Raw genomic sequence first — 23,091 nt, 5'->3', positions numbered from 1 at the left:
ATGTGTGGTGTCAGGGATACGTCCGCTGCACTAACTGCTCGACAGCGTCGTGGACTGCACAGGTGAGTAATTGCTGCCGAACTTGAGCCGTTCGAAGAGAAGCAGAGCAAGGTTCTTTCATTCTGCAATATCATCGTCGCGCTTTAGCCGGAATTTTGGGCCACTGCACCGCGTCCCGCAACGAGCCCGGCTAGCACCCGGCGGACTTGACGCGCTGAAGGAGCAAGTCGTCTCTCGTGCTGCCGAGGACACCACGGTCGCAGGCTTTGATAATTCTGAAATGGCTGCTTGGCCATTCCGCATTGACGACGTTTCTTCATCCGGATGAAAAGATGATGCGTCCTATCCCACAAAAAGCCCGGCATCACGCGCCACCGCCTTGATATGTGCAAGACCGCGGCGGTAGCCGGGGACATCAAAGTGCTCCAGCATCAGGGGAACCTCACGTTTCAGCTTGGCGATTTCAGTTACATAGGCGGTGTAATCTAGATTACCTTCACCAGGCACCACTTCGTCCAGATGAAAGGAAATCGTCCCCGGCCCTCCCTTCATCACCAGGTCCTTGGCATGGCATGAGACGACCCAAGGACCGAGAAGGGCGAAGCAATGCCGGATCATCTTGCCCGTGTTGAAATACAATCTGGGTGTGATGACCATGTTTGCAGCATCGATATGTGCGCCGAACTGAGGCCGGTCAATCGCCTTTAGGAGTTTGAGATAGTTCTCAGGTGTGTCCGTCACCAGCCACGGAACCATCTCCAGGCAGAACTTGGTACGCTTCGGCTTCACCATGTCGATGACATAGGCGGTGTCGACGGCGCGCTGGAATCCGGCCTCGCTTTGATTATCCGGATGCGGACCGTAATCATAGTTGTCGCTCAACTGCCAGGGATCCCCCGGATGTCCGGTAGTACCGTGAAACGCGACGATGGCACCCGCCCCAATTTCGTCGCCAAGGGCTAGCTGATGTACAGCGTACTCCAGATTGGCTTTTCGTACCGCCTCGTCGTGAGCAATGAGGTTCTTCCAGGCGCCGCCTTCGGCAACCACAAGATTTGCTGCGGCAAATGCCTTTACCAGTGCAGCGATTTCTTCGCGGTTCTCGAGTCTGATTTTTGGCATATACGCAGCATTGTAGCCAAACTCGACGTGCGCTCGCGCGTACGCTTCGGGATCATTGTTGTAATCGATCCCATAGCCACCCAGTCTGAAGGTCATGGTCAATCTCCGATTCGCATACCGGTCCGTAACTCTCGGACACTCTCCAATGTCGGCGGCGCTCAGCTTTTCGGAGCACCGCCGGGGGCATTGTTGCTCCTCGTCTGCTCGGGATAGAGGAGAACGAATCCCCTCCCCTTTGCAAGCCTTGAAAAAACCGCTCGCTGCATCGAGCGTCTCAGGAGTTCGATCGCGTCCGTGGAGTACGACCACGAGCGGCGGGTTTTTCTGCAATCTGGCAGGCGCGAAACATTTCATGACGAGCCGTCCTGGATTGCTCCCGAAGCAGCTGTCACTTCAAGCTTTGGCAAGACCTTGCCCGCACGCGATCGGGCGGATGACGGCAATAACGAGCCGAAAAGCTTGGCCTTTTCTCCGCGCCTTAAACGCCTTCGACGGTAGCTCTCGTGAAGCCGAACTTCAAAGTGCCTCGCGTCCGACAAGCGCAGTTCGCAACGCCGTCTCAGCCGTCGCGCAAATCGCAACCTCCATAGTGGCGCCCTTCTGCGTCCGTGTGATCGTCACTGAAGTGATCCTGGAGAACACTCAACCTGCTCCCGGTTTCAGGCGCAAGGCGAGGTCGGCTTTCACCCTCACCATGCCAGATTACTCGAGCCCGACCGAAACCGGTTTTGATTTCTTGTTGTTCCGTCAAAAACGCTGCAGCAACGAATGATGACAGCTATCTCGATCGCGCTGCGCCGCGGGACCGACCTTTGAAAAGGCCACTTCTGACTTTCGTCGTCCCAACCTGCTTCATGGGAAGGGATGACCTGGGTCCGCGAGCGTACCAACGTCTTCGTGGGGGCTCCGCGAAAAACCGAATCATGTTCATTTAAGGGAGATCTGCTGTGGTCGGGAGTGGGCGTATGAGTTCAGCGAGTTTAATGCCGGGCTGCTTCTACTGGGCAAAGTCTTCGAAGTTTTTCGACGGGAACCTCACCGTAGTTCAGCTCTCAACCGTTTTCGGAACACATCCCGACTATTGGACACTTGCACTTATGGGGACGGATCAGCATGCCATGCCGAGTGATTTCGAAATAATTGGCCCTCCGGAGATGCCGCAAGCGCATCAAGAAGCAGCCGAATGATGACCGGTGCAACACCCCCTTCGGCCACCCCTCTCACGAGTCCAGCGAGCGGCGGCAATCGATCTCATCCATTTCGTAGCCCAAGGTCGGGCCCACCCGGCGCACAAGCGTTTCCCACTGACGACGTTGATCACCATAGCGCTCCGCGTCCGCTTCCGTTTCGATACCGGCCTTCTGCAAAACTCCCAAGGCGAGCGAATAACTCCGCCTGAAATACTCTTGCTGCGCAAGCTTGTTGGATTCACCGGTTGTCGGAAAATGCCTGTCCAACGTCGCGAGCAAAAGGCGAGCACATTGCCGAAGTGCGTCGACTGCCGCCGCGCCTATGACAGCCTTGTGTTTCTCGCGATCCAGCGCTGTATCGATCAACGTTGTGAGATCGAGCAATATGAAACTCATGCGCGACACGGAGTAATAGGGCTCTTTGAAACGGAAATAAAACAGCAGCGGATAAAAGTGGTGCGCTTCTTTCGTCGCAGCGAGCGAACGCACGAGGTTGCCGAGTTCGCTGGTGGCCGTAGCGAAATCGTCACCAGGGCCAAGCCGAGCCAGCATCTCGGCCGCGTCACCAGTTCCGCCCGTCATCAGATCGACTGTTAGCGCCAGAGCGTTCCGCTCACGCAGGGCCGAATAGACCTGCACAAGATAGCTCAACACCAGCGACAGCACTGACGCGCCGATGAGAGAATTAAGGAGGAAGATGACGCGGGTGCCTGACGTATGCGGCGCGTACTCTCCGCCTCCCACGATCGAGAGGCTGTTGCCGGCCACAAGTAAGGCGGCCACAAAATCGGTTTGAGTACCACCGCTGCTCGGTCGGATCGCGGACCCGAGCTCAGGATGGATGACGAGAGCGGCGCCGATCGTCAGCCCAAGAGCCCAGAATGCGATCAGTGTGACGACGATGACCGGCCCAGCGAAGCACAGGATTTGTGTACGGGCGGGGCCGGACAGTCCCGCTGGTCCCTTGATGCAAGCCCATACGAAGCGGTTCCAGAGGGGTGCAATCAGCCCTGTGCCAGCGCGAGCATAAAGGACGGTGAAGAAGATGTCGGCGAGGAAGATCAACATCAGCCCAGCGCCCATAAGTTGCTCGAGACCCATGTTTGCCGCTCCTTATTGCCCGTCAACGCCGGAGTTAGCTGGTCAGGTCGCGGCGCCGCCGAATGTTGCATTACCTCTCTGCCGAAGGCGGTTTGCGTCAACGCTCCAGAGGTTAGATGCATAGGCGCGACAGGCGCTACTGCAACCAGCTCTCAATCCTCACCGCCACTGGCCGGCCTTTAGGCGCTGCGGCTTTCGTTGCCTGAGCTCGCCCGCAAATGCTCGATCTGTTGCCGGGCAGCACGGCGCGATGCCTCCACGCCTTTGGGAAAGCCGCTCCGGTCAGCGTAATCACGTCGCTGACCTGTGTGGCGCGCATGCCGGATTGTGTTGGTTCCCGTGGCAATGACGTCGAGAAGCGTAACGCCGGCAACCATCAACAATGCCAGTGCCGCATTGTCCCGCTTGCGATTGTCAGGTCTCATGGCCGTCGCCAAAGTGGCAATATCAAGAGCGTCGCCTGCGATCCGGCTGGCAAGCCCCGCCTGTTTTTCGACCGAGAGCGTCATAAACCCGGACGTTATCTCCCGCACCCCAAAGGCGCGTATCAGATTTTCCCTGCCGCGCATGCCGAGCGCCCTGGTAATCTTCTCGGCTGCCAACAGCTCGATGACCCCGAGTCCGATGCTGAACCATCCGAGATTGCGCGCCAGCCTGTCAGAGGAACTGAGCGAACTGGGCCCCGAGTTGATGATTTTCGGATCGCCTTCGGAACGCGTCATGTTGGTGAGGAATGCCATTTCGGAACCTCCTTAGGGTTTCAGAACAACCTTGATGCAGCTGTCCTGCTTGTCGCGAAACACCTTGTACATTTCCGGTCCCTGTTCGAGGCCGACAGTGTGGGTGATCACGAAGGAGGGATCGATCTGTCCCTCCTCGATGCGCCGCAACAGATCATCGGTCCACCGACGCACATGCGTCTGTCCCATGCGGAAGGAAAGGCCCTTGTTCATCGCCATGCCCATCGGGATTTTATCGACGAGCCCGCTATAGACGCCAGGGATTGAGATGATCCCGCCCGGTCTGCAGACATAGATCATTTCGCGCAGGACATGCGGACGGTCGTTCTCCAACATCACCACCTGCTTGGCGCGATCCAACAGTGTATCCGGCTGGCCGATCGAGACGTGACTTTCCAGCCCTACTGCGTCGATGCATTTTTCGGGGCCTTTACCGTCCGTCAGGTCGTTAAGACGCTCTATCACGCTCTCGTCCTTGAAGTTGATGGTGATTGCGCCGGCTGCTTCAGCCATGGAGAGACGTTCCGGAATGCAGTCGATGGCAACTACCTGCTTGGCTCCGAGCAGCACGGCACTGCGGATCGTCATCTGGCCGACGGGGCCGCAGCCCCAGACGACCACGGTGTCGGTGGCCTCGATGTCGCACTGGGCGGCGGCCTGCCACCCTGTCGGGAAGATGTCACCAAGGAAAAGAACCTGCTCGTCCGTCAATCTGTCGGGCACCTTGACATGTGTCTTGTCCGCGAAAGGGACCCGAAGGTATTCGGCCTGACCGCCGGGATAGCCACCGGTCAGGTGTGTGTAGCCGAAGAGGCCTGCCGTGGTATGGCCAAACGCCTTGTCGGCCATCTCCTTCTTGCGGTTTGTCCGCTCACAGACGGAGAAATTGCCGCGTTTGCACTGATCGCATTCGCCGCATGTGATGGTGAAGGGGACAACGATCCGGTCGCCTTTCTTGAGGCTGCCCTTCACCTCGGAACCGGTCTCGACCACTTCGCCCATCATTTCGTGCCCCATGATATCGCCGGGCATCATCGCCGGGATGAAATTATGAAACAGATGAAGATCGGAGCCGCAGATAGCGCAGCTCGTGACTTTAATGATCGCATCACGTGGATGCTCGATCTCGGGGTCCGATACGGTGTCGCACCGGATATCTTCCTTGCCGTGCCAAACGAGCGCGCGCATGCCTCTCTCCTTATCTGTCTGGTCGATTGCAGGGGTGAACAGTACGCGAGACCTCGGAAGATCGCGGCTCACCGATAAGCCCCGCGAACCTCCACCCGCTTGAATAGTTCCTGGAGCGATCAGAGATTTTTGAAGGAGTGATCAGTGAAGGTGCAGCGACCAAGGCGAAAGGGTAGTTACCTTTGAACCCGGGATTAGCATCTGCGTTGAGTGGGGCGACGCGGCCTGTGCGGAGAAGCGTACAAGATACGTTTCTTCAACGCGCACCGAGGCGTGAGCGCGCCCTTAAGACTCCTAGGGCACACTCCCGCGCAGTTGCATAGCGCCTCTGGAGAATGTTTGATCGCCTGATGGTGATCAGGGCTCACTTTGGCGGCATGAACTTGAATAGCGTGAAGGAATCGTCGGTCCAACCTTGATTGAACCAAGGCGAATCCTGGATATGCGATGCCGTGACGTATATCGCTCCGTCTGGTCCTTGTGCGAAGGTATCTGGCCAACGGAGTCGACTGTCTTCCAGAAAAGGCGTCACCTTGCCATCGAGACCCAAGATCTTGACGCCGTTGTTCTGCATCGTGCTGAGATAGATACGGTTCTGGTCGTCTATCCACAATCCGTCGGTCGGTTCCGTGTCGGCGTACTTTTCCGGCCGAGCCCCAGATGGGTCCTGGGAAGCTTTCTGCAAGGCTTCAGCTGAAATCCGGTACATCGTACTTCCGGTCAGGGCCTTCCAATAGAGTGTCTCACCATCCTTGGATAGCGCGATGCTATCGGCATTGAATTGTGGTTGGCGGCCATCGGGTCTGCGAAGCGGCTTCCCGTCAACATGAACGACAACTCCTTTTTCGAACTGGGTGGAGGGGTCGTCACTCAGCACGCGCCATGCCTTGCCGGAGTTCAGGTCGAGAACGACCAGACCTCCTGGCGATCCAGCGTCTGTTAAGTAGGCAAAGGTGCCTTCAGGAGCGATGCGGACATCGTTGAGGTAGCTAGCCGGGCCGGCGACACCAGCTTCGAATGGGTAAATGCGCTTGACGGTATTGGTCTTCAGGTCGACCTGAACCAGTTTCGGGCCGTCCTTGACCGTCTTTTCGCTGTTGGGCGCAGCCGGGTCGACGGCCCAAAGCGAGCCCCTGCTGTCGGCAACCACGCTTTGTACCGTCACGAAGTGATCCTTTGGAGAAATCTCCGACATCTTCGCGTTGCGCCAGGAATTCCACTCATCGTCGGGATAGGGCCTGATCGAGCCATCCTTCATCAATTCGGCGACGGAGATCGGAACGTCTTCCGACCAGCGAGGAAAGTTGACGAAGATCCTGCCATCCTCGGAGACGGTAACGCCGGTGACCTGATGCTCGAATGTCGCGACTTTCTCCAGACGGTCATCCGTCCTCCCGGCGACCGGTGCCACCAGTTCCTTGGCCTTGTTCGTCAGCCTTTCCAACGTCTGGGCGTGGGCGAAGAGCGGCGGTGACAGAACGACGGCAGTGGCTGCGGTCAACAGCGCGACCGTTCGAAGAGATAGTCTGGACATAGCTCGGCTCCGGGTTGTTGCCGCTCTTGAACCTTGCCCGCATTCGAAAGTTCCCCGCATAATCGAAACTCTACGCTGCTGCCTTCGTGGAGGTCGGCAATCGGTGCTTGGCCGAGAGGCTTGTTGCGCGCAGGTTAGCGACAACGCCCGCGTCCGGAGCGCCAGACGATGTCATCAAGGCAGCGATATCCTGGCGAAGCGCAGCGCGATTGCGTTCAGCTCGATTGAAGTGAATATCGACCAAACCAGGCTATCTTACCTTCGAGGCGACAGAGCTCACTAACGCCTTGAAACAATAGCGGCAACCCCAGGCAAATCCGAAGCATCGCGACCGCTCGTCTTCTGGGGTCTAGGTCCTCAATCCGTGTTCCCCACCGATGCTTGTCTCACGCTGCCTTATGCGACCTTATCATTCGCAAATGCCGGATCGAGATTGGCTCTGCCAGCAATCTGTCGGTTTGGCCCTGCAGCGGGACCAGATGCGGCATATCCATATGGGCATCGAGATCGGCCTGGCTTGTCCAGTTCTCGTAGAAGACGAAGGTGCAGTCGTCTTGCGCATCGACGTGGAAATCGTAATCGATACAGCCGGGCTCATTCATCCGGTAGAATGCTCCTGATCCGATTAATTCCCTTCATTAAATGGGATATCTATCTTCTTGCTAGTCATCGTTGTCCCGTAACTGGACCCGGGACTTTTCTATTTCCTCGGCCGGTAGAATGCCGAACATGCGATGGACGGCCGGTTGATATTGCCTCTGGACGGCATCAACGCCCGCTGTGATCGCGGTTCTCCAAGATGGGCCTCTGCCCCATGCTTCGCCAAGAGCATCTGCCAGATCGCGGCTAGCTCCAGTTTCTTGCAATGCCTCGAATAGCATTCCGGCCTGACGCAAGTCCTTTTCCTTCTTTGCCCTTCCACCGGCATCATCTTGACGCTGGCCAGCCACGATCAGTTTGTGGACAGCAAACCGTGTTGGATCGGGTACCACGACCGAGACACCGGCGCCATGCAGTAAGATCGTTCGCACCGGATCACGGATCAGGAAATCCATGTATCGGAGAGGTTCGGCAGCCGCGCCGCCAAGAGCGGGCATTTGCGCCGGTTGATCCGCGTAATCTTCCGATCCGCGGTTTGTCGTAAGGAACTCTACCCGGTAACCTTTGGAGTTGCGGAAGGCATTAGAGCGGGGGGAACCGGAGACATGGGGCACGGCGCGGAAGGACGGATCGATGGACTGAAGGAGAGCGACAATCGGCGGAATAGAGTCCTCGACCTCGCTTGAGATCGCGTAATCTTGAGCCAAGTCCGCGTCACCTGTAAGGATCGCTGCCATAGGCAGCCGAGTCCCGAGGTGGGCCGCATAACATTGGAACGCGACTGTGCCGACGAGGACGCCACGGAGCCGGAACAAACCGGCCGATGCCAACGCCTCGACGACTGTGCCCGTGAAGCGATCCGGAGCAATAAGACCAGCTTCGCGTGTCAATGCCGCCACCATCTTTCGCCGATTCTGGTAATCGTCCTTTTCACCCCTGAAGGTTTCAACCCGGGTTGTGATTTCGTCATCATCGGCGGGACCGACATAGCGCCGCTTTTGCCCGCCTTTGCCGTCCGGGTGGTCAAAATACCAGTATGAGCGGTTATCGACCTTGACCGAGACAAAGCGACCGGTAGGCGGAAAATCCGCCGACCACTGCGCATCAAAAGTCCGTTGCTGCAGCTCCGCGACCATCGTCCTGAACATGAGATCGATCTGCTTCACTTGAGGCGTCCTATAACATTTCCTCAAATCTAGTATAGTCAGTAAATTTGCGCAAGCTGGACAACGGAGATGCGGCCAGGGCACTCGCACCCTCTCCCCCGCCGAGGCCTCATAAATTGCGCTAATCGACGGAGGCTGCGCCCTTTTTCGTCTCCTCTACGGCGGAGATGGCGTTCGGCCAGCCGGAATAGAAATTCGAGACGCGTGATAAGTTCGCCAACCTCTTCCGGCTGCGCACCGTTGTCTAGAGCACGTTCGATATGGGTAGGAGACGGACAGAGCGCAGTGCCAGCAGTTGAAGGGATGTGAACCCGCGGCCCCTCAACTCAGATAAGCTAAGTGCCTGATAAACCAAAATTGGCGGCATAAGAGTGTGAGGCGAGCGATTGCACTCACTTCGGAACAATCTCTTCCACGACCGTCAATCAGTCGACCTCCTAAAAACGTCCACGGGAGTGAAGGCTAGCACCTTTTCAAAAGATCAGCAGTCGCGCCATACATCTGGAGCTCGTGCTTCTGCCAATCCTCACTTTGCGTAGAGGGCGCGCGATCGTTCGAGGTGCTTGAGGATCGCGGTTTCCGAGCCGTCGATATCATTGGCCTCCAGGCAATCCACGATTTCTTCGTGTTCAGCCAAGGTGAACTTTTCCTTGCCGGTCCAGATCAGCATCTCTGTATGATATGCCTTCAGCCAGGCGAGCATCGCCTCGCTAACGGCGACATAGATCGGGTTGCCGGAGATCTGGGCGATGCGGGTGTGAAATTCCATGTCAGTGTTGATGAACTCTTCGGCCCGGCCGAGCGATGCGCGCTGGCGCTCGATGATATTTCTGAGATCGCTGATGTCGGTTGCCGACGCGCGCTGTGCGGCCTCGCGGGCCATGCCGCGCTCGAAGAAGATGCGGGCGCTTTTCAGGTGCTCCAGCGAGTCTGCCGATTGCGACAGCATGATCTTGGCCGTGAGATCGACCTGGCGGAAGATCGATTTTGCCGTGAGCCGCAGCACCTTCGCCCGCTCGCCATGCGAGATGCTGACGAGACCCTTGTTGGCGAGCGACTGCATGGCCTCGCGGATCGCCGGCCGTCCGACGCCGAAGCGCTCCATCAGCACCCGCTCGGAGGGCATCTCATCACCGGGCTGAAGCTCGCCTGAGGTGATCATTCGCTCGAGTCGATCAAACACTTCGTCGGAAAGTTTCCGGCGGACGATCTGTTCGATGGGCTGGGTCATGAGATCTCGCTGGCTCAAAATGTCTCCTCCTAACAGTTTTCCCGGCCGAGAACAAAGCTCGCGGCCGAAAATTTGCACAGCCGAAGATTCCGCTTTTCATTAGTTGGAATACTCATTATACCAGATCACAAGTTGACGCCATGACAATCTGCCTGGCGAGAGGAGCAACCGCCCGTTTCATGATGATAACCCTGACCTACCGCATCGAAACGCCCGGCAGCGTCGAGGCGATGGCGGACAAGATCGCAAGCGACCAGTCGACCGGAACCTTCGTGCCGGTTCCCGGCGAAACCGAAGAGCTGAAATCGCGCGTCGCCGCCCGCGTGCTGGCCATCCGCCCGCTCGAAGAGGCACGTCATCCGACCTGGCCGGAGGCTGCTCCCGGCACGCGGCTCCACCGTGCCGATGTCGACATCGCCTTTCCGCTGGAGGCGATCGGCACCGATCTCTCCGCCCTGATGACCATCGCGATCGGCGGCGTCTATTCGATCAAGGGCATGACCGGCATCCGCATCGTCGACATGAAGCTGCCGGAGGCCTTCAAGAGCGCCCATCCCGGCCCGCAATTCGGCATTCCCGGAAGCCGGCGGCTGACCGGCGTCGAAGGCCGGCCGATCATCGGCACGATCGTCAAGCCGGCGCTTGGGCTTCGGCCGCACGAGACGGCGGAGCTTGTCGGCGAGCTGATCCAGTCGGGAGTCGACTTCATCAAGGATGACGAGAAGCTGATGAGCCCGGCCTATTCGCCGCTCAAGGAGCGCGTCGCGGCGATCATGCCGCGCATTCTCGATCACGAGCAGAAGACCGGCAAGAAGGTGATGTATGCCTTCGGCATCTCGCATGCCGATCCGGACGAGATGATGCGCAACCACGACATCGTCGCTGCCGCCGGCGGCAACTGCGCCGTCGTCAACATCAATTCGATCGGCTTCGGCGGCATGAGCTTCCTGCGCAAGCGCTCCAGCCTGGTGCTGCACGCCCATCGCAACGGCTGGGACGTGCTGACGCGCGATCCCGGCGCCGGGATGGATTTCAAGGTCTATCAGCAGTTCTGGCGGCTGCTCGGCGTCGACCAGTTCCAGATCAACGGCATCAGGGTCAAATATTGGGAGCCTGACGACAGCTTCGTCTCATCCTTCAAAGCCGTCAGCGCGCCGCTCTTCGGTGACGCCGATCGGCCGCTTCCGGTCGCCGGCTCCGGCCAGTGGGGCGGACAGGCGCCTGAAACTTATCAGCGTACGGGCCGCACTGTCGATCTCCTCTATCTCTGCGGCGGCGGCATCGTCAGCCATCCCGGCGGCCCGGCGGCCGGTGTTCGCGCCGTGCAGCAGGCCTGGCAGGCGGCGGTCGCCGACATTCCGCTGGATGTCTATGCGAAAGAGCATCCGGAGCTTGCCGCCTCGATCGCGAAATTCAGCGACGGCAAGGGCGCGTGACCGTCATGGATCAGCTTCTCGTCAGCTATTACGGGGATGATTTTACCGGCTCGACCGATGTCATGGAGGCGTTAGCCTCGAACGGCGTTCCCTCGGTGCTCTTCCTCGATCTTCCCTCGCCGGAGCTGCTGGCGCGCTTCAGCCATTGCCGCGCGATCGGCATTGCCGGAACGAGCCGCAGCGAGACGCCGGCCTGGATGGAGCAGCATCTTGCGCCCGCCTTCGACTGGCTGCGCTCGCTCGGCGCCGCCATCTGCCATTACAAGGTCTGCTCGACTTTCGATTCCAGCCCCGGCATCGGCAATATCGGCAAGGCGATCGAGATCGGACGCAAGACCTTTGGGCAGGCGATCGTGCCCGTTATCCTCGGTGCGCCGCAGCTGAAAAGATACACGGCATTCGGCAATCTCTTCGCCGCCTATCAGGGCCGCGTATTCCGCATCGACCGCCATCCCGTTATGAGCCGCCATCCGGTCACGCCGATGGACGAGGCCGACCTTGTGCTGCATCTGTCGAAGCAGACCTCCCTCCCCGTCCTTCTCGCCGATCTCGTCGCGATTACGGCCGAAGACGCCGATCGGCGTATCGATTCGCTGGCCTCAAGCCCGGAAGGCATCCTGCTCCTCGACGTCGATTCAGATACGACGCAGGTAGCCGCCGGCCGGCAGATGCTGCGCGTCACCAGCCGTTCCGGCAGCTTCGTCGCCGGCTCGTCCGGGGTCGAATATGCCCTGCTCGATGCCTGGCGGCGGGTCGGCGTCATCGTCCGGACCGGCGCGGAATTTCCCGATGCCGGTCCGGTCGATCGCCTTGCCGTCGTCTCCGGCAGCGTCTCGCCGACGACCGAGCGCCAGATCCGCACCGCCGCCGAGAACGGCTTCGAGGCTTTCGCGCTCGATCCGCTCGCACTGGTTTCGGAGAATGGCGAAGCCGCGGTGGCAGCGGCGGCGCAGGCCGGCATTGCCAAGCTCAGGGAAGGCAGAAGCGTCATTCTCTACACCGCGCTTGGCCCATCCGCCGATCGCGGCGCCGATATCGACAGGCTTCCGGGCGCACGACATCGCCTCGGCAGCGCGCTCGGCACGATCCTGCGCCGGCTGATCGAAGCGGAGGGGCTTTCGCGTGCGGTCGTCGCCGGCGGCGACACGTCGAGCCACGCACTCCGGCAATTGAAGATTGACGCGCTGACGACGCTGCTGCCGCTTCCCCAGACGCCGGGGTCGCCGCTTTGCCTCGCCCATGGCGACTGCCCTGCGACCAACGGCCTGCAGATCGCGCTCAAGGGCGGCCAGGTCGGCACCGACGGCTATTTCGCGCAGATCCGCGACGGGAGGAAGAACTGAGATGGTCGTCTGGGTGGGCACCAGCTTCAAGATGAACAAGACGCTGGAGGAAGCGCTCGCCTTCGCGCGCCGCCTCGCTTATGCGGACCGCGACCGCGATCCCCGCGTGCAGCGTTTTGTCATTCCCTCGTTTACGTCTGTGCGCGAGGTCAAGCGCGTGCTTGCCGAAACCTCGGTGAAGGTCGGCGCCCAGAACATGCATTGGGAGGATGCCGGCGCCTGGACCGGCGAAATTTCGCCTCTGATGCTTAAGGATTGCCGGCTCGATCTCGTCGAGCTCGGTCATTCCGAACGGCGCGAGCATTTCGGCGAAACCGACGAAACCGTCGGCCTCAAGGTTTCGGCCGCGATCCGCCATGGCCTGACGCCGCTCATCTGCATCGGCGAGACCTTGCAGGAGCGCCAGGCGGGCCAAGCCGACGCCGTGCTGCGGCGGCAGGTCGAGGCGGCCTTGAGGGGCGTCGATACCGAGGCAGACGAGGCTCCGATCCTGCTCGCCTACGAGCCCGTCTGGGCGATCGGCGTCAACGGTATTCCTGCCACTGCCGATTACGCGTCGGAGCGGCACGGCAGGATCGCCGAGGTGGCGAAAGCCATTCTCGGCCGCGCCGTGCCTGTTCTTTACGGCGGCAGCGTCAATCCCGGCAATTGCGAGGAGCTGATCGGCCAACCGCATATCGACGGCCTGTTCATCGGGCGCTCCGCCTGGTCCGTCGAAGGCTATCTCGACATCCTCTGCCGCGTCAGCGCGGCGATCGACCGCTCATCTCCACGCCAGACGGCGAGTGAAAGGAAAGTGCCATGAAGATCGCAATCGGCGCCGACAGCGCCGGCAAACCGCTCCTGGATGTCATTGCCGCCCATCTCGCCGGCAAGGCGGATCTCGAAGTTCATGATCTCAGCCAGTCCGGCTTCTATGCCGATCTTTCGCAGCGCCTGGCGCAGACGATCGTCGACGGCGAACATGAGCGCGGCATCCTTTTCTGCGGCACCGGCATCGGCGTGTGCATTTCCGCCAACAAGGTGCCGGGCATCCGCGCCGCGCTGACCCACGACACCTATTCCGCCGAGCGCGCGGCGAAATCGAACAACGCCCAGATCATCACGATGGGCGCGCGCGTCATCGGGCCGGAGCTGGCGAAATCGATCGTCGACGTCTGGCTTGCCTCCGAATTCGATCCCGACGGCCCGTCGGCCGGCAACGTCCAGGCGATCGACCGGCTCGATGCGGAAAAACATGCGCCTTGAACACCTAAGTAATGATATGGTGATTGACTCATCATACCAGTATATGATCCTATCCAGAACTGAAAAGGTGAGGAAAACATGACCAAGATTGCTCTCTTCGGCGCCGGCGGCAAAATGGGATACCGGCTTGCCAAGAATCTCGAGGGCTCGCGCTTCCAAGTGCGCCATGTCGAGGTGAGCGACGCCGGCAAGGCTCGCCTGAAGAACGATCTCGGCCTCGACTGCGTGCCGGTCGATGCCGCCCTCGACGGCGCCGACGTGGTCATCCTCGCTGTGCCGGATACGGCGATCGGCAAGGTCGCGGCCGGCATCGTCGACAAGCTTGCGCCCGGCACCATGGTCGTGGCTCTAGATGCCGCGGCACCCTTTGCCGGCCACCTGCCGAAGCGGGACGACCTCACCTATTTCGTCACCCATCCCTGCCATCCGCCGATCTTCAACGACGAAACGGACATGCAGGCCAAGAAGGATCATTTCGGCGGCCTCTTCGCCAAGCAGCACATCGTCTCGGCGCTGATGCAGGGCCCCGACAGCGCCTACGCGCTCGGCGAGGAAATCGCCAGGATCATCTGGGCGCCGGTCATGCGCTCGCACCGCGTCACGGTCGAGCAGCTCGCCATGCTGGAACCCGGCCTTTCGGAAACCGTCTGCGCATCGCTTCTCGTCATCATGCGCCAGGCCATGGATGAATGCGTGGCGCGCGGCGTGCCGGAACAGGCCGCCCGCGACTTCCTGCTCGGCCATATGAACGTGCTCGGCGCGGTCATCTTCAAGGAGGTCGACGGCGTCTTCTCAGATGCCTGCAACAAGGCGATCGAGTTCGGCATCCCGGCGCTCATGCGCGACGACTGGAAGAAAGTTTTCGAACCGCAGGAGATCGCCGAAAGCATCCGGCGCATCACCTGAACCGGCCTGGGGAGGCAAAGCCCTCCCCCTTAACCGCTCCGAGGAGACGGGGCTTCATTCACGACAGGGAGGAAAGAATGAAACTGACGCGCAGACTGACACTTGCAGCTTTCGCCGGCGCACTGGCGCTCGGAACGTCCATGCCGGCCTTTGCGGCCGATCTCATCGCCATCATCACGCCGGCGCATGACAACCCCTTCTTCAAGGCCGAAGCCGTCGGCGCCGAAGCCAAGGCGAAGGAGCTCGGCTACGAGACCCTCGTCATGACCCATGACGACGACGCCAACAAGCAGTCGGAAATGATCGATACGGCGATCGGGCGCGGCGCCAAGGCGATCATCCTCGACAATGCCGGCGCGGACGCTTCCGTCGCCGCCGTCAAGAAGGCCAAGGATGCCGGCATCCCATCCTTCCTGATCGACCGCGAAATCAATGCGACCGGCGTTGCCGTCGCCCAGATCGTCTCGAACAACTACCAGGGCGCGCAGCTCGGGGCGCAGGAATTCGTCAAGCTGATGGGTGAGAATGGCAATTATGTCGAGCTCGTCGGCAAGGAGTCCGACACCAATGCCGGCATCCGCTCACAGGGCTATCATGACGTCATCGACGATTATCCGGAGCTGAAGTCGGTCGCCAAGCAGTCGGCCAACTGGAGCCAGACGGAAGCCTATTCGAAGATGGAGACCATCCTTCAGGCAAATCCTGACATCAAGGGCGTCATCTCCGGCAACGACACCATGGCCATGGGCGCGATCGCCGCCCTTCAGGCGGCCGGCCGCAAGGACGTGATCGTCGTCGGCTTCGACGGCTCCAACGATGTGCGCGACTCCATCAAGTCGGGCGGCATCAAGGCGACCGTCCTGCAGCCGGCCTACGCCCAGGCGCAGCTCGCTGTGGAACAGGCCGACGCCTACATCAAGAACAAGACGGCGCCGAAGGAAGAGAAGCAGCTGATGGACTGCGTTCTCATCAATGCCGACAATGCCGGCAAGCTTGAGACCTTCGCCCTGACGAACTGATCAGTCGCGACTGGCAGAGGGTGCGCCAGCCGCGCCCTCTGCATCCGATTTGCAAGACCTCGAGGTTCACCCGGATGCTGAGAATGAAGGGCGCTCTGCTCGCTGCCGTCGTGGCGGCGGCTATGCCCGGTTGCAAGATCATCAAGACGCCGACCGCGGAGGAGAAGGCGGCGGCAGCGGCCAAGACCGCTTTCGACCCGAATGCGAAGGTCGAGGCGATCTGGCAGCCTCAGGTCGTGCCCTATTTCGAAAAGCGCGCCGGCGAGTTGAAGGATGTCATGCAGCTCGTTGCCACGAGCCCCGATGCCGCGGGTGAAAAATACGGCAATCCCCGCAAGCAGAGCAGCTCGCCCTGGACCTATGCGGTGAAGATCACCGGCAAGGTCGTGGCAGCCGATACGGCCTCGCGCGCGGCAACGCTCGACGTCGACGCCGACGGCGACGGCAAGGCCGATGCGAAGGTGCAGATCGGGCCGGCGCTGCGCGGCACGGCGCTGCGCGACACGCTGGATTTCGTCAATTTCAATGAATTCAAGAACCAGATCGAATGGGCGCAATTCGGCAAGGCGTTCAACGAGAAGGCCAATGCAGCCTTTCTCTCCGCCGTTCCGCGTGATGGCCTGACCGGCAAGACGGTCACCGTCATCGGCGCCTTCCCGCTGCCGAAAAGCGGCGAGCTTCCGCTGATCACGCCTTCCGAACTGACGGTGGGCTCATGACGGCGCAAGAGGCACATCAGGACGATGTCATTCTGCGCCTCGACGACGTGTCGAAGGTCTATTCCGGCATCGTCGCCGTCAAGCGCGCCAATCTGGAGCTGCGCCGCGGCGCGGTGAACGTGCTCGTCGGCGAAAACGGCGCCGGCAAGTCGACGCTGATGAAGATTATTGCCGGCGTCGAGCGCCCGACGCTCGGCCGCATCATCCTCGACGGCGAGCCCGTCACCTTCGACACCCCGGCCCAGGCGCAGGCGCACGGCATCGGCATGATCTTCCAGGAGCTCAATCTCTTCGCCAATATGTCGGTGGCCGAAAATATCTTCGCCCGGCGCGAAATCACCCGCGGACTTCTCGGCATCGATCACAAGGCGCAAATCGCCAAGGCCAACGAATTTCTGCAGCGTCTCGATGCCGGCATCGAGGCCGATACGATGGTCGAGGACCTGCCAATCGGCCAGCAGCAACTCGTCGAGATCGCCAAGGCGATGTCGCTCAATGCCCGAATCCTGATCATGGACGAGCCGACCTCGGCGCTTTCAGCCGCCGAAGTCGAAATCCTGTTCAAGGTGATCGCCGAGCTGAAGGCCCAGGGCGTGGCGATCGTCTATATCTCGCATCGGCTCGAAGAGCTGATGCGGATCGGCGACTACATCACCGTACTGCGCGACGGTCAGATCACCGGACATGCCATGGTGCGCGACATCGACACGCGCTGGATCGTGCGTTCGATGATCGGCTCGGACGCCAAGGATTTTGCCAAATCCGTCACCCATTCGGTCGGCAAGGAAGTCTTCCGCGCCGAAAATATCAGCCTTCCCCGATCGACGGGCGGGCTTGCGGTCAACGACGTCTCGCTGTCGGTCAAATCGGGCGAGATCCTCGGCATCTACGGCCTCATGGGCGCCGGGCGCAGTGAATTCTTCGAATGCGTCATCGGCCGCCATATGCACTCGACCGGCAAGGTCTTCATCGACGGCAAGGAGGTTCGCGCCCGCGATACGACACGGCGCATCCGGCGCGGTCTTGCCCTCATTCCGGAAGACCGGCAGCGCGAAGGCTTGGTCCAGGTGCTCTCCATCGCCTCCAACCTGACGCTCGCGAGCCTTTCCCGCTTCACCCGGCTGTTCCACATCGACAGCGGTGCGGAGAAGAACGCCGTCCAGGAGGCGATCCGCGATCTCTCGATCAAGGCGCCGAACCCGGATTTCGAAGTCACCTCGATGTCCGGCGGCAATCAGCAGAAGGTCGTCATCGGTAAGGCGCTGATGACCAATCCTAAGGTGCTGCTGATGGACGAGCCGAGCCGCGGCATCGATGTCGGCGCCAAGGCCGACGTCTTCCGCACCATGCGCCGGCTGGCGGCGAACGGGCTCGCAATATTGTTTTCAACCTCCGACCTCGAAGAGGTCATGGCGCTTTCCGATCGCATCGCGGTCTTGAGCAACGGCCAGCTCGTCGCCGTCTTCGACAGGAGCGAGGCGACGGAAGAGGCCATCATCGCGGCTTCGGCCAAGGGACACGGACATCAAGGGAAACTCGCGTCATGATGGCGGCAACCTCCACTCTTGCGCCGAAGGGCGCCAACGGCTCGGCGCTTCTGACGCTGATGAAGCTCAGGACCTTCATCGCGCTTTTCGCCGTCATCATCTTCTTTGCGATCTTCGCGCCGAACTTCACCTCGACCGCGAACATGATCCTGATGTCGAAACATGTGGCGCTGAATGCCTTCCTGGCGATGGGCATGACCTTCGTCATCATCACCGGCGGCATCGACCTCTCGGTCGGCTCGATCGTCGGCCTGTGCGGCATGGTCGCCGGCGGGCTGATCCTCTATGGCATCGAACTGCCGATCGGCTACACGATCTATTTCAACCTCTTCGAGATCGTGCTGATCACGCTGTCGATCGGCCTCGTCATCGGCCTGATCAACGGCCTGTTGATCACCAAGCTCAACGTCGCGCCCTTCATCGCCACGCTCGGCACGCTCTATATCGCCCGCGGTCTGGCGTTGCTGTCGTCGGATGGTCAGACCTTTCCGAACCTCGTCGGCCGGCCCGAATATGCCACGACCGGCTTCGATTTCTTCGGCGCGGGACGCATCCTCGGCCTGCCGGTGTCGATCTGGATCCTGATCGTGCTGGCGCTTGCGGCAGCCTATGTCGCCCGCTCGACGCCGATCGGCCGCCACATCTTCGCCGTCGGCGGCAATGAGCGAGCGGCGCGCATGTCCGGCATCCGCGTCGATGCGGTGAAAATCTTCGTCTACATGTTCTCCGGCCTTTGCGCGGCGGTCGTCGGCGTCGTCATCTCCTCCGAGCTGATGGCCGCGCATCCCGCGACCGGCGAAAGCTTCGAGCTCAATGCGATCGCCGCAGCGGTACTCGGCGGCACCTCGATGTCGGGCGGCCGCGGCACGATCGGCGGCACGATCATCGGCGCATTCGTCATCGGCATTCTCTCCGACGGGCTCGTCATGATGGGCGTCTCCTCCTTCTGGCAGATGGTCATCAAGGGCCTCGTCATCATCATCGCCGTGGTCGTCGACCAGGCGCAGCGGCGCCTGCAGCAGCGCGTCACCCTCATGCAGATGGCAAAGGCAGGCTGACATGTCCGAATTGAAAGGCGCCCTGATCGGCTGCGGCTTCTTCGCGATCAACCAGATGCACGCCTGGAAAGACGTCGAAGGCGCCAGCATCGTCGCGATCTGCGACCGCGATCCGGAAAGGCTCAAGATCGTCGGCGACCAGTTCGGCGTCGAGCGCCGCTACGGTGATGCCGAGGCGATGTTTGCCGATGGCGGCTTCGATTTCGTCGATATCGCCACAACGGTCCAGAGCCACCGTGCCCTGGTGGAGATGGCCGCCCGCAACAAAGTGCCGGCCATCTGCCAGAAGCCCTTCGCCAGGACGCTGGCGGATGCGAAGGCGATGGTCGAAGCCTGCCGCAAGGCCGGCGTCGCCCTGATGGTGCACGAGAATTTTCGCTGGCAGACACCGGTCCAGGCGGTGCGCAAGGCGCTCGACGCCGGCGCCATCGGTACGCCCTTCTGGGGCCGATTCTCCTTCCGCTCGGGCTACGACGTCTTCTCCGGCCAGCCCTATCTCGCCGAAGGCGAGCGCTTCATCATCGAGGATCTCGGCATTCATACGCTCGACATCGCCCGCTATATCCTCGGCGACGTCAGCGCGCTCACGGCCCGCACGAAGCGAGTCAATCCCCGGATCAAGGGCGAAGACGTCGCGACCATTCTGCTCGATCATGAAAACGGCGCCACCTCGGTCGTCGACGTCAGCTACGCCACGAAGCTCTCCAAGGAGCCATTCCCCCAGACGTTGATCGAACTCGACGGCTCCGAGGGTACGATCCGCCTGAGCCAGGGCTACAGTCTCGAAATCGCCAACGGCAAAGGCACCACGACAATGGATGTCTCGCCGAAGCTGCTATCCTGGGCCTCGCGGCCCTGGCACAACATCCAGGAGAGCGTCTTTGCGATAGAGCAGCATTGGGTCGATCAGCTCATGCGCGGCGCGGAGCACTCAACCTCCGGGGCCGATAATTTGAAGACCTTCGCCCTCGTCGAAGCCGCCTACGACAGCGCTGCGCAGGGGAAGACAATCGACGTTAGGGCGATGCTGCGATGACGGCCGATGCCTTCCAGCTTTACGGCACCCGCGCTCCGGAGAAGCCGCCGGTTCGCCTGACGGCCCGAAAGCTGACGGCCGATCTCGCCGACGGCAATCTCCGCTCCATCCGCTACGGCGGGATCGAGGTGTTGCGGGCGATCTCCTATCTCGTTCGCGACCGTGACTGGGGCACCTACAGCCCCGAGATTGCCGATCTCAGGATCGAGCAAAGCGGCGACCGTTTCGAAGTCTCCTACCAGGCCTGCTGCGAAGGACCCCGTGAGTCCAGGCTCGTAATCGACGTGCGCATTACTGGAGATGGGGGACGCCTCGACTTCGATGCCGAAGCCATCACCGAGACCGGATTCGAGACCAACCGCTGCGGCTTCTGCATCCTGCATCCGATCGTCGGCGTCGCCGGTTCGCCGGCGACGGTTGAGCATGTCGACGGCCGCATTGTCGCTACGCGTTTTCCCGATCTCATCGAGCCCTGGCAGCCGTTCAAGGACATGCGCGCAATCACCCATGACGTCATGCCCGGGGTTACGGCCGAATGCCGGATGGAGGGCGACACGTTCGAAATGGAGGACCAGCGGAACTGGTCCGATGCCTCATACAAGACCTATGTCCGGCCGCTCGCCCTGCCTTGGCCCTATCAGATTCCCGCCGGCCAATCCGTCCGGCAGAAAACTTCGCTCGTCATCAGGGACACCGGCCGTTCGGGGCAACGCTCTGCGGCGATGACGCCGGGTGGAGCGATCCGCCTCGAACTGGGAACGCGGATCGGCACCATGCCAGATATCGGTGTGATCGTGACACCCGACGAGGCCGATGCGACGCTTTCGGCCCGGTCCCTGCTGGCGGAAATCGCGCCACTCGAGCTTCTCTTCCATTTCGATCCCGATGCCGGCCACGGCGTCGAAGCGCTGAAGAAATTTGCCGCAACCGCTGCTGCCCGTCGCGGCCGCTCGACGCTGGAGATCGCCCTTCCGTGCAAATCGTCACCGGCAAGCGAGGCGGCCAAGATCGCCCGCCAGATGCAGAGCGCGGGCCTCCGGCCGGACACAATCCTAATTTCGCCTTCCGTCGACCGGCAATCGACGCCGCCCGGCAGCCAATGGCCGGACTGCCCTCCCCTCGAGGAAATCTATGCCGCGGCGCACGCCGCCTTTCCCGGCATCCGCATCGGCGGCGGTATGCTGAGTTATTTCACCGAGCTCAACCGCAAGCGCGTGCCGGCGGGCGAGATCGATTTCGTCAGCCACTGCACCAATCCGATCGTGCATGCGGCCGACGATCTCAGCGTCATGCAGACATTGGAAGCGCTGCCTTTCATCACGCGATCCGTCCGCTCCATCTACGGCGACAAGCCCTACCGGATCGGCCCGTCCACCATCCCGATGCGGCAGAACCCCTATGGCAGCCGCACGATGGATAATCCGTCCGGCGGGCGCATCCCGATGGCCAACCGCGATCCGCGCCACAATGGCCGCTTTGCCGAGGCCTTCGCGCTCGGCTACGCCATCCGCGTGCTGGACGCCGGTCTCGAATGCCTGACGCTCTCGGCCTTGACCGGCCCGTTCGGCCTGATCGCCGGCCCCGGCGAGCCGACCGAGCAAGGCGGGCGACGGCCGCTCTTCAACACCGTGTGCATTTTGTCCAGGTTGTCGGGCGCGTCCTGGCAGGAATGCAGCTCCTCCTCGCCTTCCGAGGTCCTGTCATTCGTTGCGCGGGACGCCGCAGGCGCCAGGCTTCACATCGTCAATCTGACGGGCGAAGAGCGGAGGGTCGATGGCGGCGCTTTGGGCAAGGAGGTGCTGCTCGCGCCCTTCGCGACCGTGGTCTTGCCGCTGGCGGATTGACCTCCGGCGCGGCCGCCGCATCTATGCAGTCGGAGCTCGTTCTGGGAGGATCGGCGTGAAGACGAAGAAGCTTATCAATGCAGGCGCGGATGCGGTCGACGAAATGCTGCTAGGCGTTCTCGCGGCGCATCCCGAGCACCTCTACGCGGTAGAAGGCATGCCGCGCGCCATCATCGCCAGAAACGGGCCGCGCAAAGGCAAGGTCGGGCTGGTCATCGGCGGCGGCTCCGGCCACGAGCCGACCTTTCTCGGCTATGTCGGCAGGGGGCTCGCCGATGCGGCCGCAATCGGCAATGTCTTCGCCTCGCCGCCGCCCGATCCGATCATGGCCTGTGCCAAGGCGGTCGACGGCGGCGCTGGCGTGCTCTTCATGTACGGCAATTATGCCGGCGACGTCATGAACTTCGATATGGCCGCCGAGATGCTGGCGCTCGACGATATCGAGGTGCGCACCGTGCTTTCGACCGACGATGTGGCCTCTGCCCCTTCCAATCAGAGGGAGAAGCGGCGCGGCGTGGCCGGCAATGTCTTCATCTTCAAGACCGCAGGCGCTGCCTGCGATCTTCTCTATTCCTTCGACGACGTCGAGCGCGCCGCCCGCCACGCCAATGCGCGAACCTATACGATGGGTGTTGCGCTCTCCCCCTGCTCGCTGCCCCAGACATTGAAACCGAACTTCCAGATCGGCGAGGACGAAATGGAGATCGGCATGGGCATCCATGGCGAGCCGGGCACGGCCCGCGGTCCGCTGAAATCAGCCGACGCCGTGACCGACGAGCTCATGGACAATCTTCTGAGGGAGATGACGGCGGAGCGAGGCGATCGCGTCGCGGTGCTCGTCAATTCGCTCGGCTCGACGCCGATGATGGAGCTCTACATCATGATGCGGCGCGTCAAGGCGCGGCTCGATGCGGCCGGGCTCATCATCCATACGTCGCTCGTCGGCAATTACTGCACATCGCTCGAAATGGCCGGCGCCTCGATCACGCTGATGCATCTCGACGACGAGCTTCGGCGGCTGATCGACCATCCCTGCGATTGCGCCATGTTCAGGAGGTGATCG

21 protein-coding genes and 1 pseudogene are annotated in these 23,091 nt (G+C 61.2%); 13 read left to right on the top strand and 9 right to left on the bottom strand.

Features of this window, described 5'->3' with window-relative positions; all coding sequences use genetic code 11:
* Positions 1 to 342 precede the first annotated feature (342 nt).
* A complete protein-coding gene (locus tag ACQ7C1_RS25525; protein ID WP_430960288.1) occupies positions 343 to 1,218 on the bottom strand; it encodes a sugar phosphate isomerase/epimerase family protein in 876 nt (291 codons plus the stop codon).
* Positions 1,219 to 1,307: 89 nt separating this feature from the next.
* Positions 1,308 to 1,476: pseudogene (locus tag ACQ7C1_RS25520) on the bottom strand (polyhydroxybutyrate depolymerase); the annotation flags it as partial.
* Here ACQ7C1_RS25520 and ACQ7C1_RS25515 point away from each other — a divergent pair.
* Entirely contained in the window at positions 1,475 to 1,894 is a 420-nt protein-coding gene (locus ACQ7C1_RS25515; RefSeq protein ID WP_430960287.1) for a hypothetical protein, read from the top strand. The pseudogene ACQ7C1_RS25520 and the gene ACQ7C1_RS25515 overlap by 2 nt on opposite strands.
* Before the next feature lie 448 nt (positions 1,895 to 2,342).
* Here ACQ7C1_RS25515 and ACQ7C1_RS25510 read toward each other — a convergent pair whose 3' ends face one another.
* From ACQ7C1_RS25510 to ACQ7C1_RS25480, 7 genes are all read right to left on the bottom strand, one after another.
* Positions 2,343 to 3,413, bottom strand: coding sequence for a hypothetical protein (locus tag ACQ7C1_RS25510; protein ID WP_430960286.1), 1,071 nt, complete (start codon positions 3,411 to 3,413; stop codon positions 2,343 to 2,345).
* Between the two features lie 179 nt (positions 3,414 to 3,592).
* Entirely contained in the window at positions 3,593 to 4,153 is a 561-nt protein-coding gene (locus ACQ7C1_RS25505) for a hypothetical protein (protein WP_430960285.1), read from the bottom strand.
* A 12-nt stretch (positions 4,154 to 4,165) separates the two neighbouring features.
* Positions 4,166 to 5,341, bottom strand: a complete 1,176-nt coding sequence (locus tag ACQ7C1_RS25500; RefSeq protein WP_430960284.1) for a zinc-dependent alcohol dehydrogenase — start codon at positions 5,339 to 5,341, stop codon at positions 4,166 to 4,168.
* Positions 5,342 to 5,705: 364 nt separating this feature from the next.
* The gene (locus ACQ7C1_RS25495; protein ID WP_430960283.1) at positions 5,706 to 6,752 is read right to left on the bottom strand and encodes an L-dopachrome tautomerase-related protein; all 1,047 of its coding nucleotides are present in this window, start codon (positions 6,750 to 6,752) and stop codon (positions 5,706 to 5,708) included.
* Between the two features lie 509 nt (positions 6,753 to 7,261).
* Positions 7,262 to 7,477, bottom strand: coding sequence for a putative quinol monooxygenase (locus ACQ7C1_RS25490; RefSeq protein WP_430960282.1), 216 nt, complete (start codon positions 7,475 to 7,477; stop codon positions 7,262 to 7,264).
* A 60-nt stretch (positions 7,478 to 7,537) separates the two neighbouring features.
* Positions 7,538 to 8,641, bottom strand: coding sequence for a nucleotidyltransferase family protein (locus tag ACQ7C1_RS25485; protein WP_430960281.1), 1,104 nt, complete (start codon positions 8,639 to 8,641; stop codon positions 7,538 to 7,540).
* A gap of 526 nt (positions 8,642 to 9,167) precedes the next feature.
* Positions 9,168 to 9,872 (bottom strand): transcriptional regulator NanR, encoded by a 705-nt coding sequence (locus ACQ7C1_RS25480; protein ID WP_430960280.1) that lies wholly within the window; start codon positions 9,870 to 9,872, stop codon positions 9,168 to 9,170.
* A 179-nt stretch (positions 9,873 to 10,051) separates the two neighbouring features.
* On the opposite strand from ACQ7C1_RS25480, the gene oiaX reads away from it, so the two are divergent.
* The 12 genes from oiaX to ACQ7C1_RS25420 all read left to right on the top strand — a co-directional run bounded on the left by oiaX (position 10,052) and on the right by ACQ7C1_RS25420 (position 23,088).
* The gene (gene oiaX, locus ACQ7C1_RS25475) at positions 10,052 to 11,308 is read left to right on the top strand and encodes a 3-oxo-isoapionate-4-phosphate decarboxylase OiaX (RefSeq protein ID WP_430960279.1); all 1,257 of its coding nucleotides are present in this window, start codon (positions 10,052 to 10,054) and stop codon (positions 11,306 to 11,308) included.
* 5 nt (positions 11,309 to 11,313) lie between these two features.
* Positions 11,314 to 12,651: a four-carbon acid sugar kinase family protein gene (locus tag ACQ7C1_RS25470; protein WP_430960325.1), complete on the top strand. Its 1,338-nt coding sequence runs from the start codon at positions 11,314 to 11,316 to the stop codon at positions 12,649 to 12,651.
* A gap of 1 nt (position 12,652) precedes the next feature.
* Positions 12,653 to 13,456 carry a triose-phosphate isomerase gene (locus tag ACQ7C1_RS25465; protein ID WP_430960278.1) on the top strand — a complete coding sequence of 268 codons (804 nt, stop codon included), beginning with the start codon at positions 12,653 to 12,655 and terminating at the stop codon, positions 13,454 to 13,456.
* On the top strand, positions 13,453 to 13,899 hold the full coding sequence (locus tag ACQ7C1_RS25460; protein WP_097600144.1) for an RpiB/LacA/LacB family sugar-phosphate isomerase: 447 nt from the start codon (positions 13,453 to 13,455) through the stop codon (positions 13,897 to 13,899). The genes ACQ7C1_RS25465 and ACQ7C1_RS25460 overlap by 4 nt, the downstream gene beginning before the upstream one ends.
* Positions 13,900 to 13,977: 78 nt before the next feature.
* Positions 13,978 to 14,805, top strand: a complete 828-nt coding sequence (locus ACQ7C1_RS25455; protein ID WP_430960277.1) for a phosphogluconate dehydrogenase C-terminal domain-containing protein — start codon at positions 13,978 to 13,980, stop codon at positions 14,803 to 14,805.
* A gap of 77 nt (positions 14,806 to 14,882) precedes the next feature.
* Positions 14,883 to 15,824 carry a D-ribose ABC transporter substrate-binding protein gene (locus tag ACQ7C1_RS25450; RefSeq protein ID WP_430960276.1) on the top strand — a complete coding sequence of 314 codons (942 nt, stop codon included), beginning with the start codon at positions 14,883 to 14,885 and terminating at the stop codon, positions 15,822 to 15,824.
* Positions 15,825 to 15,898: 74 nt separating this feature from the next.
* Complete coding sequence (locus ACQ7C1_RS25445; RefSeq protein WP_430960275.1) at positions 15,899 to 16,543, top strand: DUF2291 family protein; 645 nt, start codon at positions 15,899 to 15,901, stop codon at positions 16,541 to 16,543.
* Positions 16,540 to 18,090, top strand: coding sequence for a sugar ABC transporter ATP-binding protein (locus ACQ7C1_RS25440; RefSeq protein ID WP_430960274.1), 1,551 nt, complete (start codon positions 16,540 to 16,542; stop codon positions 18,088 to 18,090). The genes ACQ7C1_RS25445 and ACQ7C1_RS25440 overlap by 4 nt, the downstream gene beginning before the upstream one ends.
* Positions 18,087 to 19,148 carry an ABC transporter permease gene (locus ACQ7C1_RS25435; protein WP_430960273.1) on the top strand — a complete coding sequence of 354 codons (1,062 nt, stop codon included), beginning with the start codon at positions 18,087 to 18,089 and terminating at the stop codon, positions 19,146 to 19,148. Before ACQ7C1_RS25440 ends, ACQ7C1_RS25435 begins: the two co-directional genes overlap by 4 nt.
* A 1-nt stretch (position 19,149) precedes the next feature.
* Positions 19,150 to 20,184 (top strand): Gfo/Idh/MocA family protein, encoded by a 1,035-nt coding sequence (locus ACQ7C1_RS25430; protein ID WP_430960272.1) that lies wholly within the window; start codon positions 19,150 to 19,152, stop codon positions 20,182 to 20,184.
* Positions 20,181 to 22,028, top strand: a complete 1,848-nt coding sequence (gene apnL, locus ACQ7C1_RS25425) for a D-apionate lactonase (RefSeq protein ID WP_430960271.1) — start codon at positions 20,181 to 20,183, stop codon at positions 22,026 to 22,028. The genes ACQ7C1_RS25430 and apnL overlap by 4 nt, the downstream gene beginning before the upstream one ends.
* A gap of 55 nt (positions 22,029 to 22,083) precedes the next feature.
* Positions 22,084 to 23,088, top strand: a complete 1,005-nt coding sequence (locus tag ACQ7C1_RS25420) for a dihydroxyacetone kinase subunit DhaK (protein ID WP_430960270.1) — start codon at positions 22,084 to 22,086, stop codon at positions 23,086 to 23,088.
* Positions 23,089 to 23,091 lie beyond the last annotated feature (3 nt).

The sequence above is a fragment of the Rhizobium sp. Nf11,1 genome, from assembly GCF_050587665.1.
In the GTDB taxonomy this organism is placed as follows: Bacteria; Pseudomonadota; Alphaproteobacteria; order Rhizobiales; family Rhizobiaceae; genus Rhizobium.
This window is presented reverse-complemented; position numbering and strand designations above follow the sequence as displayed.

Excerpts from the sequence above, each read along its gene's own strand:
- ACQ7C1_RS25525 (WP_430960288.1), bottom strand. The coding sequence starts at position 1,218 with ATGACCTTCAGACTGGGTGGCTATGGGATCGATTACAACAATGATCCC.
- ACQ7C1_RS25515 (WP_430960287.1), top strand. The coding sequence starts at position 1,475 with ATGACGAGCCGTCCTGGATTGCTCCCGAAGCAGCTGTCACTTCAAGCT.
- ACQ7C1_RS25510 (WP_430960286.1), bottom strand. The coding sequence starts at position 3,413 with ATGGGTCTCGAGCAACTTATGGGCGCTGGGCTGATGTTGATCTTCCTC.
- ACQ7C1_RS25505 (WP_430960285.1), bottom strand. The coding sequence starts at position 4,153 with ATGGCATTCCTCACCAACATGACGCGTTCCGAAGGCGATCCGAAAATC.
- ACQ7C1_RS25500 (WP_430960284.1), bottom strand. The coding sequence starts at position 5,341 with ATGCGCGCGCTCGTTTGGCACGGCAAGGAAGATATCCGGTGCGACACC.
- ACQ7C1_RS25490 (WP_430960282.1), bottom strand. The coding sequence starts at position 7,477 with ATGAATGAGCCCGGCTGTATCGATTACGATTTCCACGTCGATGCGCAA.
- ACQ7C1_RS25480 (WP_430960280.1), bottom strand. The coding sequence starts at position 9,872 with ATGACCCAGCCCATCGAACAGATCGTCCGCCGGAAACTTTCCGACGAA.
- oiaX (WP_430960279.1), top strand. The coding sequence starts at position 10,052 with ATGATGATAACCCTGACCTACCGCATCGAAACGCCCGGCAGCGTCGAG.
- ACQ7C1_RS25470 (WP_430960325.1), top strand. The coding sequence starts at position 11,314 with ATGGATCAGCTTCTCGTCAGCTATTACGGGGATGATTTTACCGGCTCG.
- ACQ7C1_RS25465 (WP_430960278.1), top strand. The coding sequence starts at position 12,653 with ATGGTCGTCTGGGTGGGCACCAGCTTCAAGATGAACAAGACGCTGGAG.
- ACQ7C1_RS25460 (WP_097600144.1), top strand. The coding sequence starts at position 13,453 with ATGAAGATCGCAATCGGCGCCGACAGCGCCGGCAAACCGCTCCTGGAT.
- ACQ7C1_RS25455 (WP_430960277.1), top strand. The coding sequence starts at position 13,978 with ATGACCAAGATTGCTCTCTTCGGCGCCGGCGGCAAAATGGGATACCGG.
- ACQ7C1_RS25450 (WP_430960276.1), top strand. The coding sequence starts at position 14,883 with ATGAAACTGACGCGCAGACTGACACTTGCAGCTTTCGCCGGCGCACTG.
- ACQ7C1_RS25445 (WP_430960275.1), top strand. The coding sequence starts at position 15,899 with ATGCTGAGAATGAAGGGCGCTCTGCTCGCTGCCGTCGTGGCGGCGGCT.
- ACQ7C1_RS25440 (WP_430960274.1), top strand. The coding sequence starts at position 16,540 with ATGACGGCGCAAGAGGCACATCAGGACGATGTCATTCTGCGCCTCGAC.
- ACQ7C1_RS25435 (WP_430960273.1), top strand. The coding sequence starts at position 18,087 with ATGATGGCGGCAACCTCCACTCTTGCGCCGAAGGGCGCCAACGGCTCG.
- ACQ7C1_RS25430 (WP_430960272.1), top strand. The coding sequence starts at position 19,150 with ATGTCCGAATTGAAAGGCGCCCTGATCGGCTGCGGCTTCTTCGCGATC.
- apnL (WP_430960271.1), top strand. The coding sequence starts at position 20,181 with ATGACGGCCGATGCCTTCCAGCTTTACGGCACCCGCGCTCCGGAGAAG.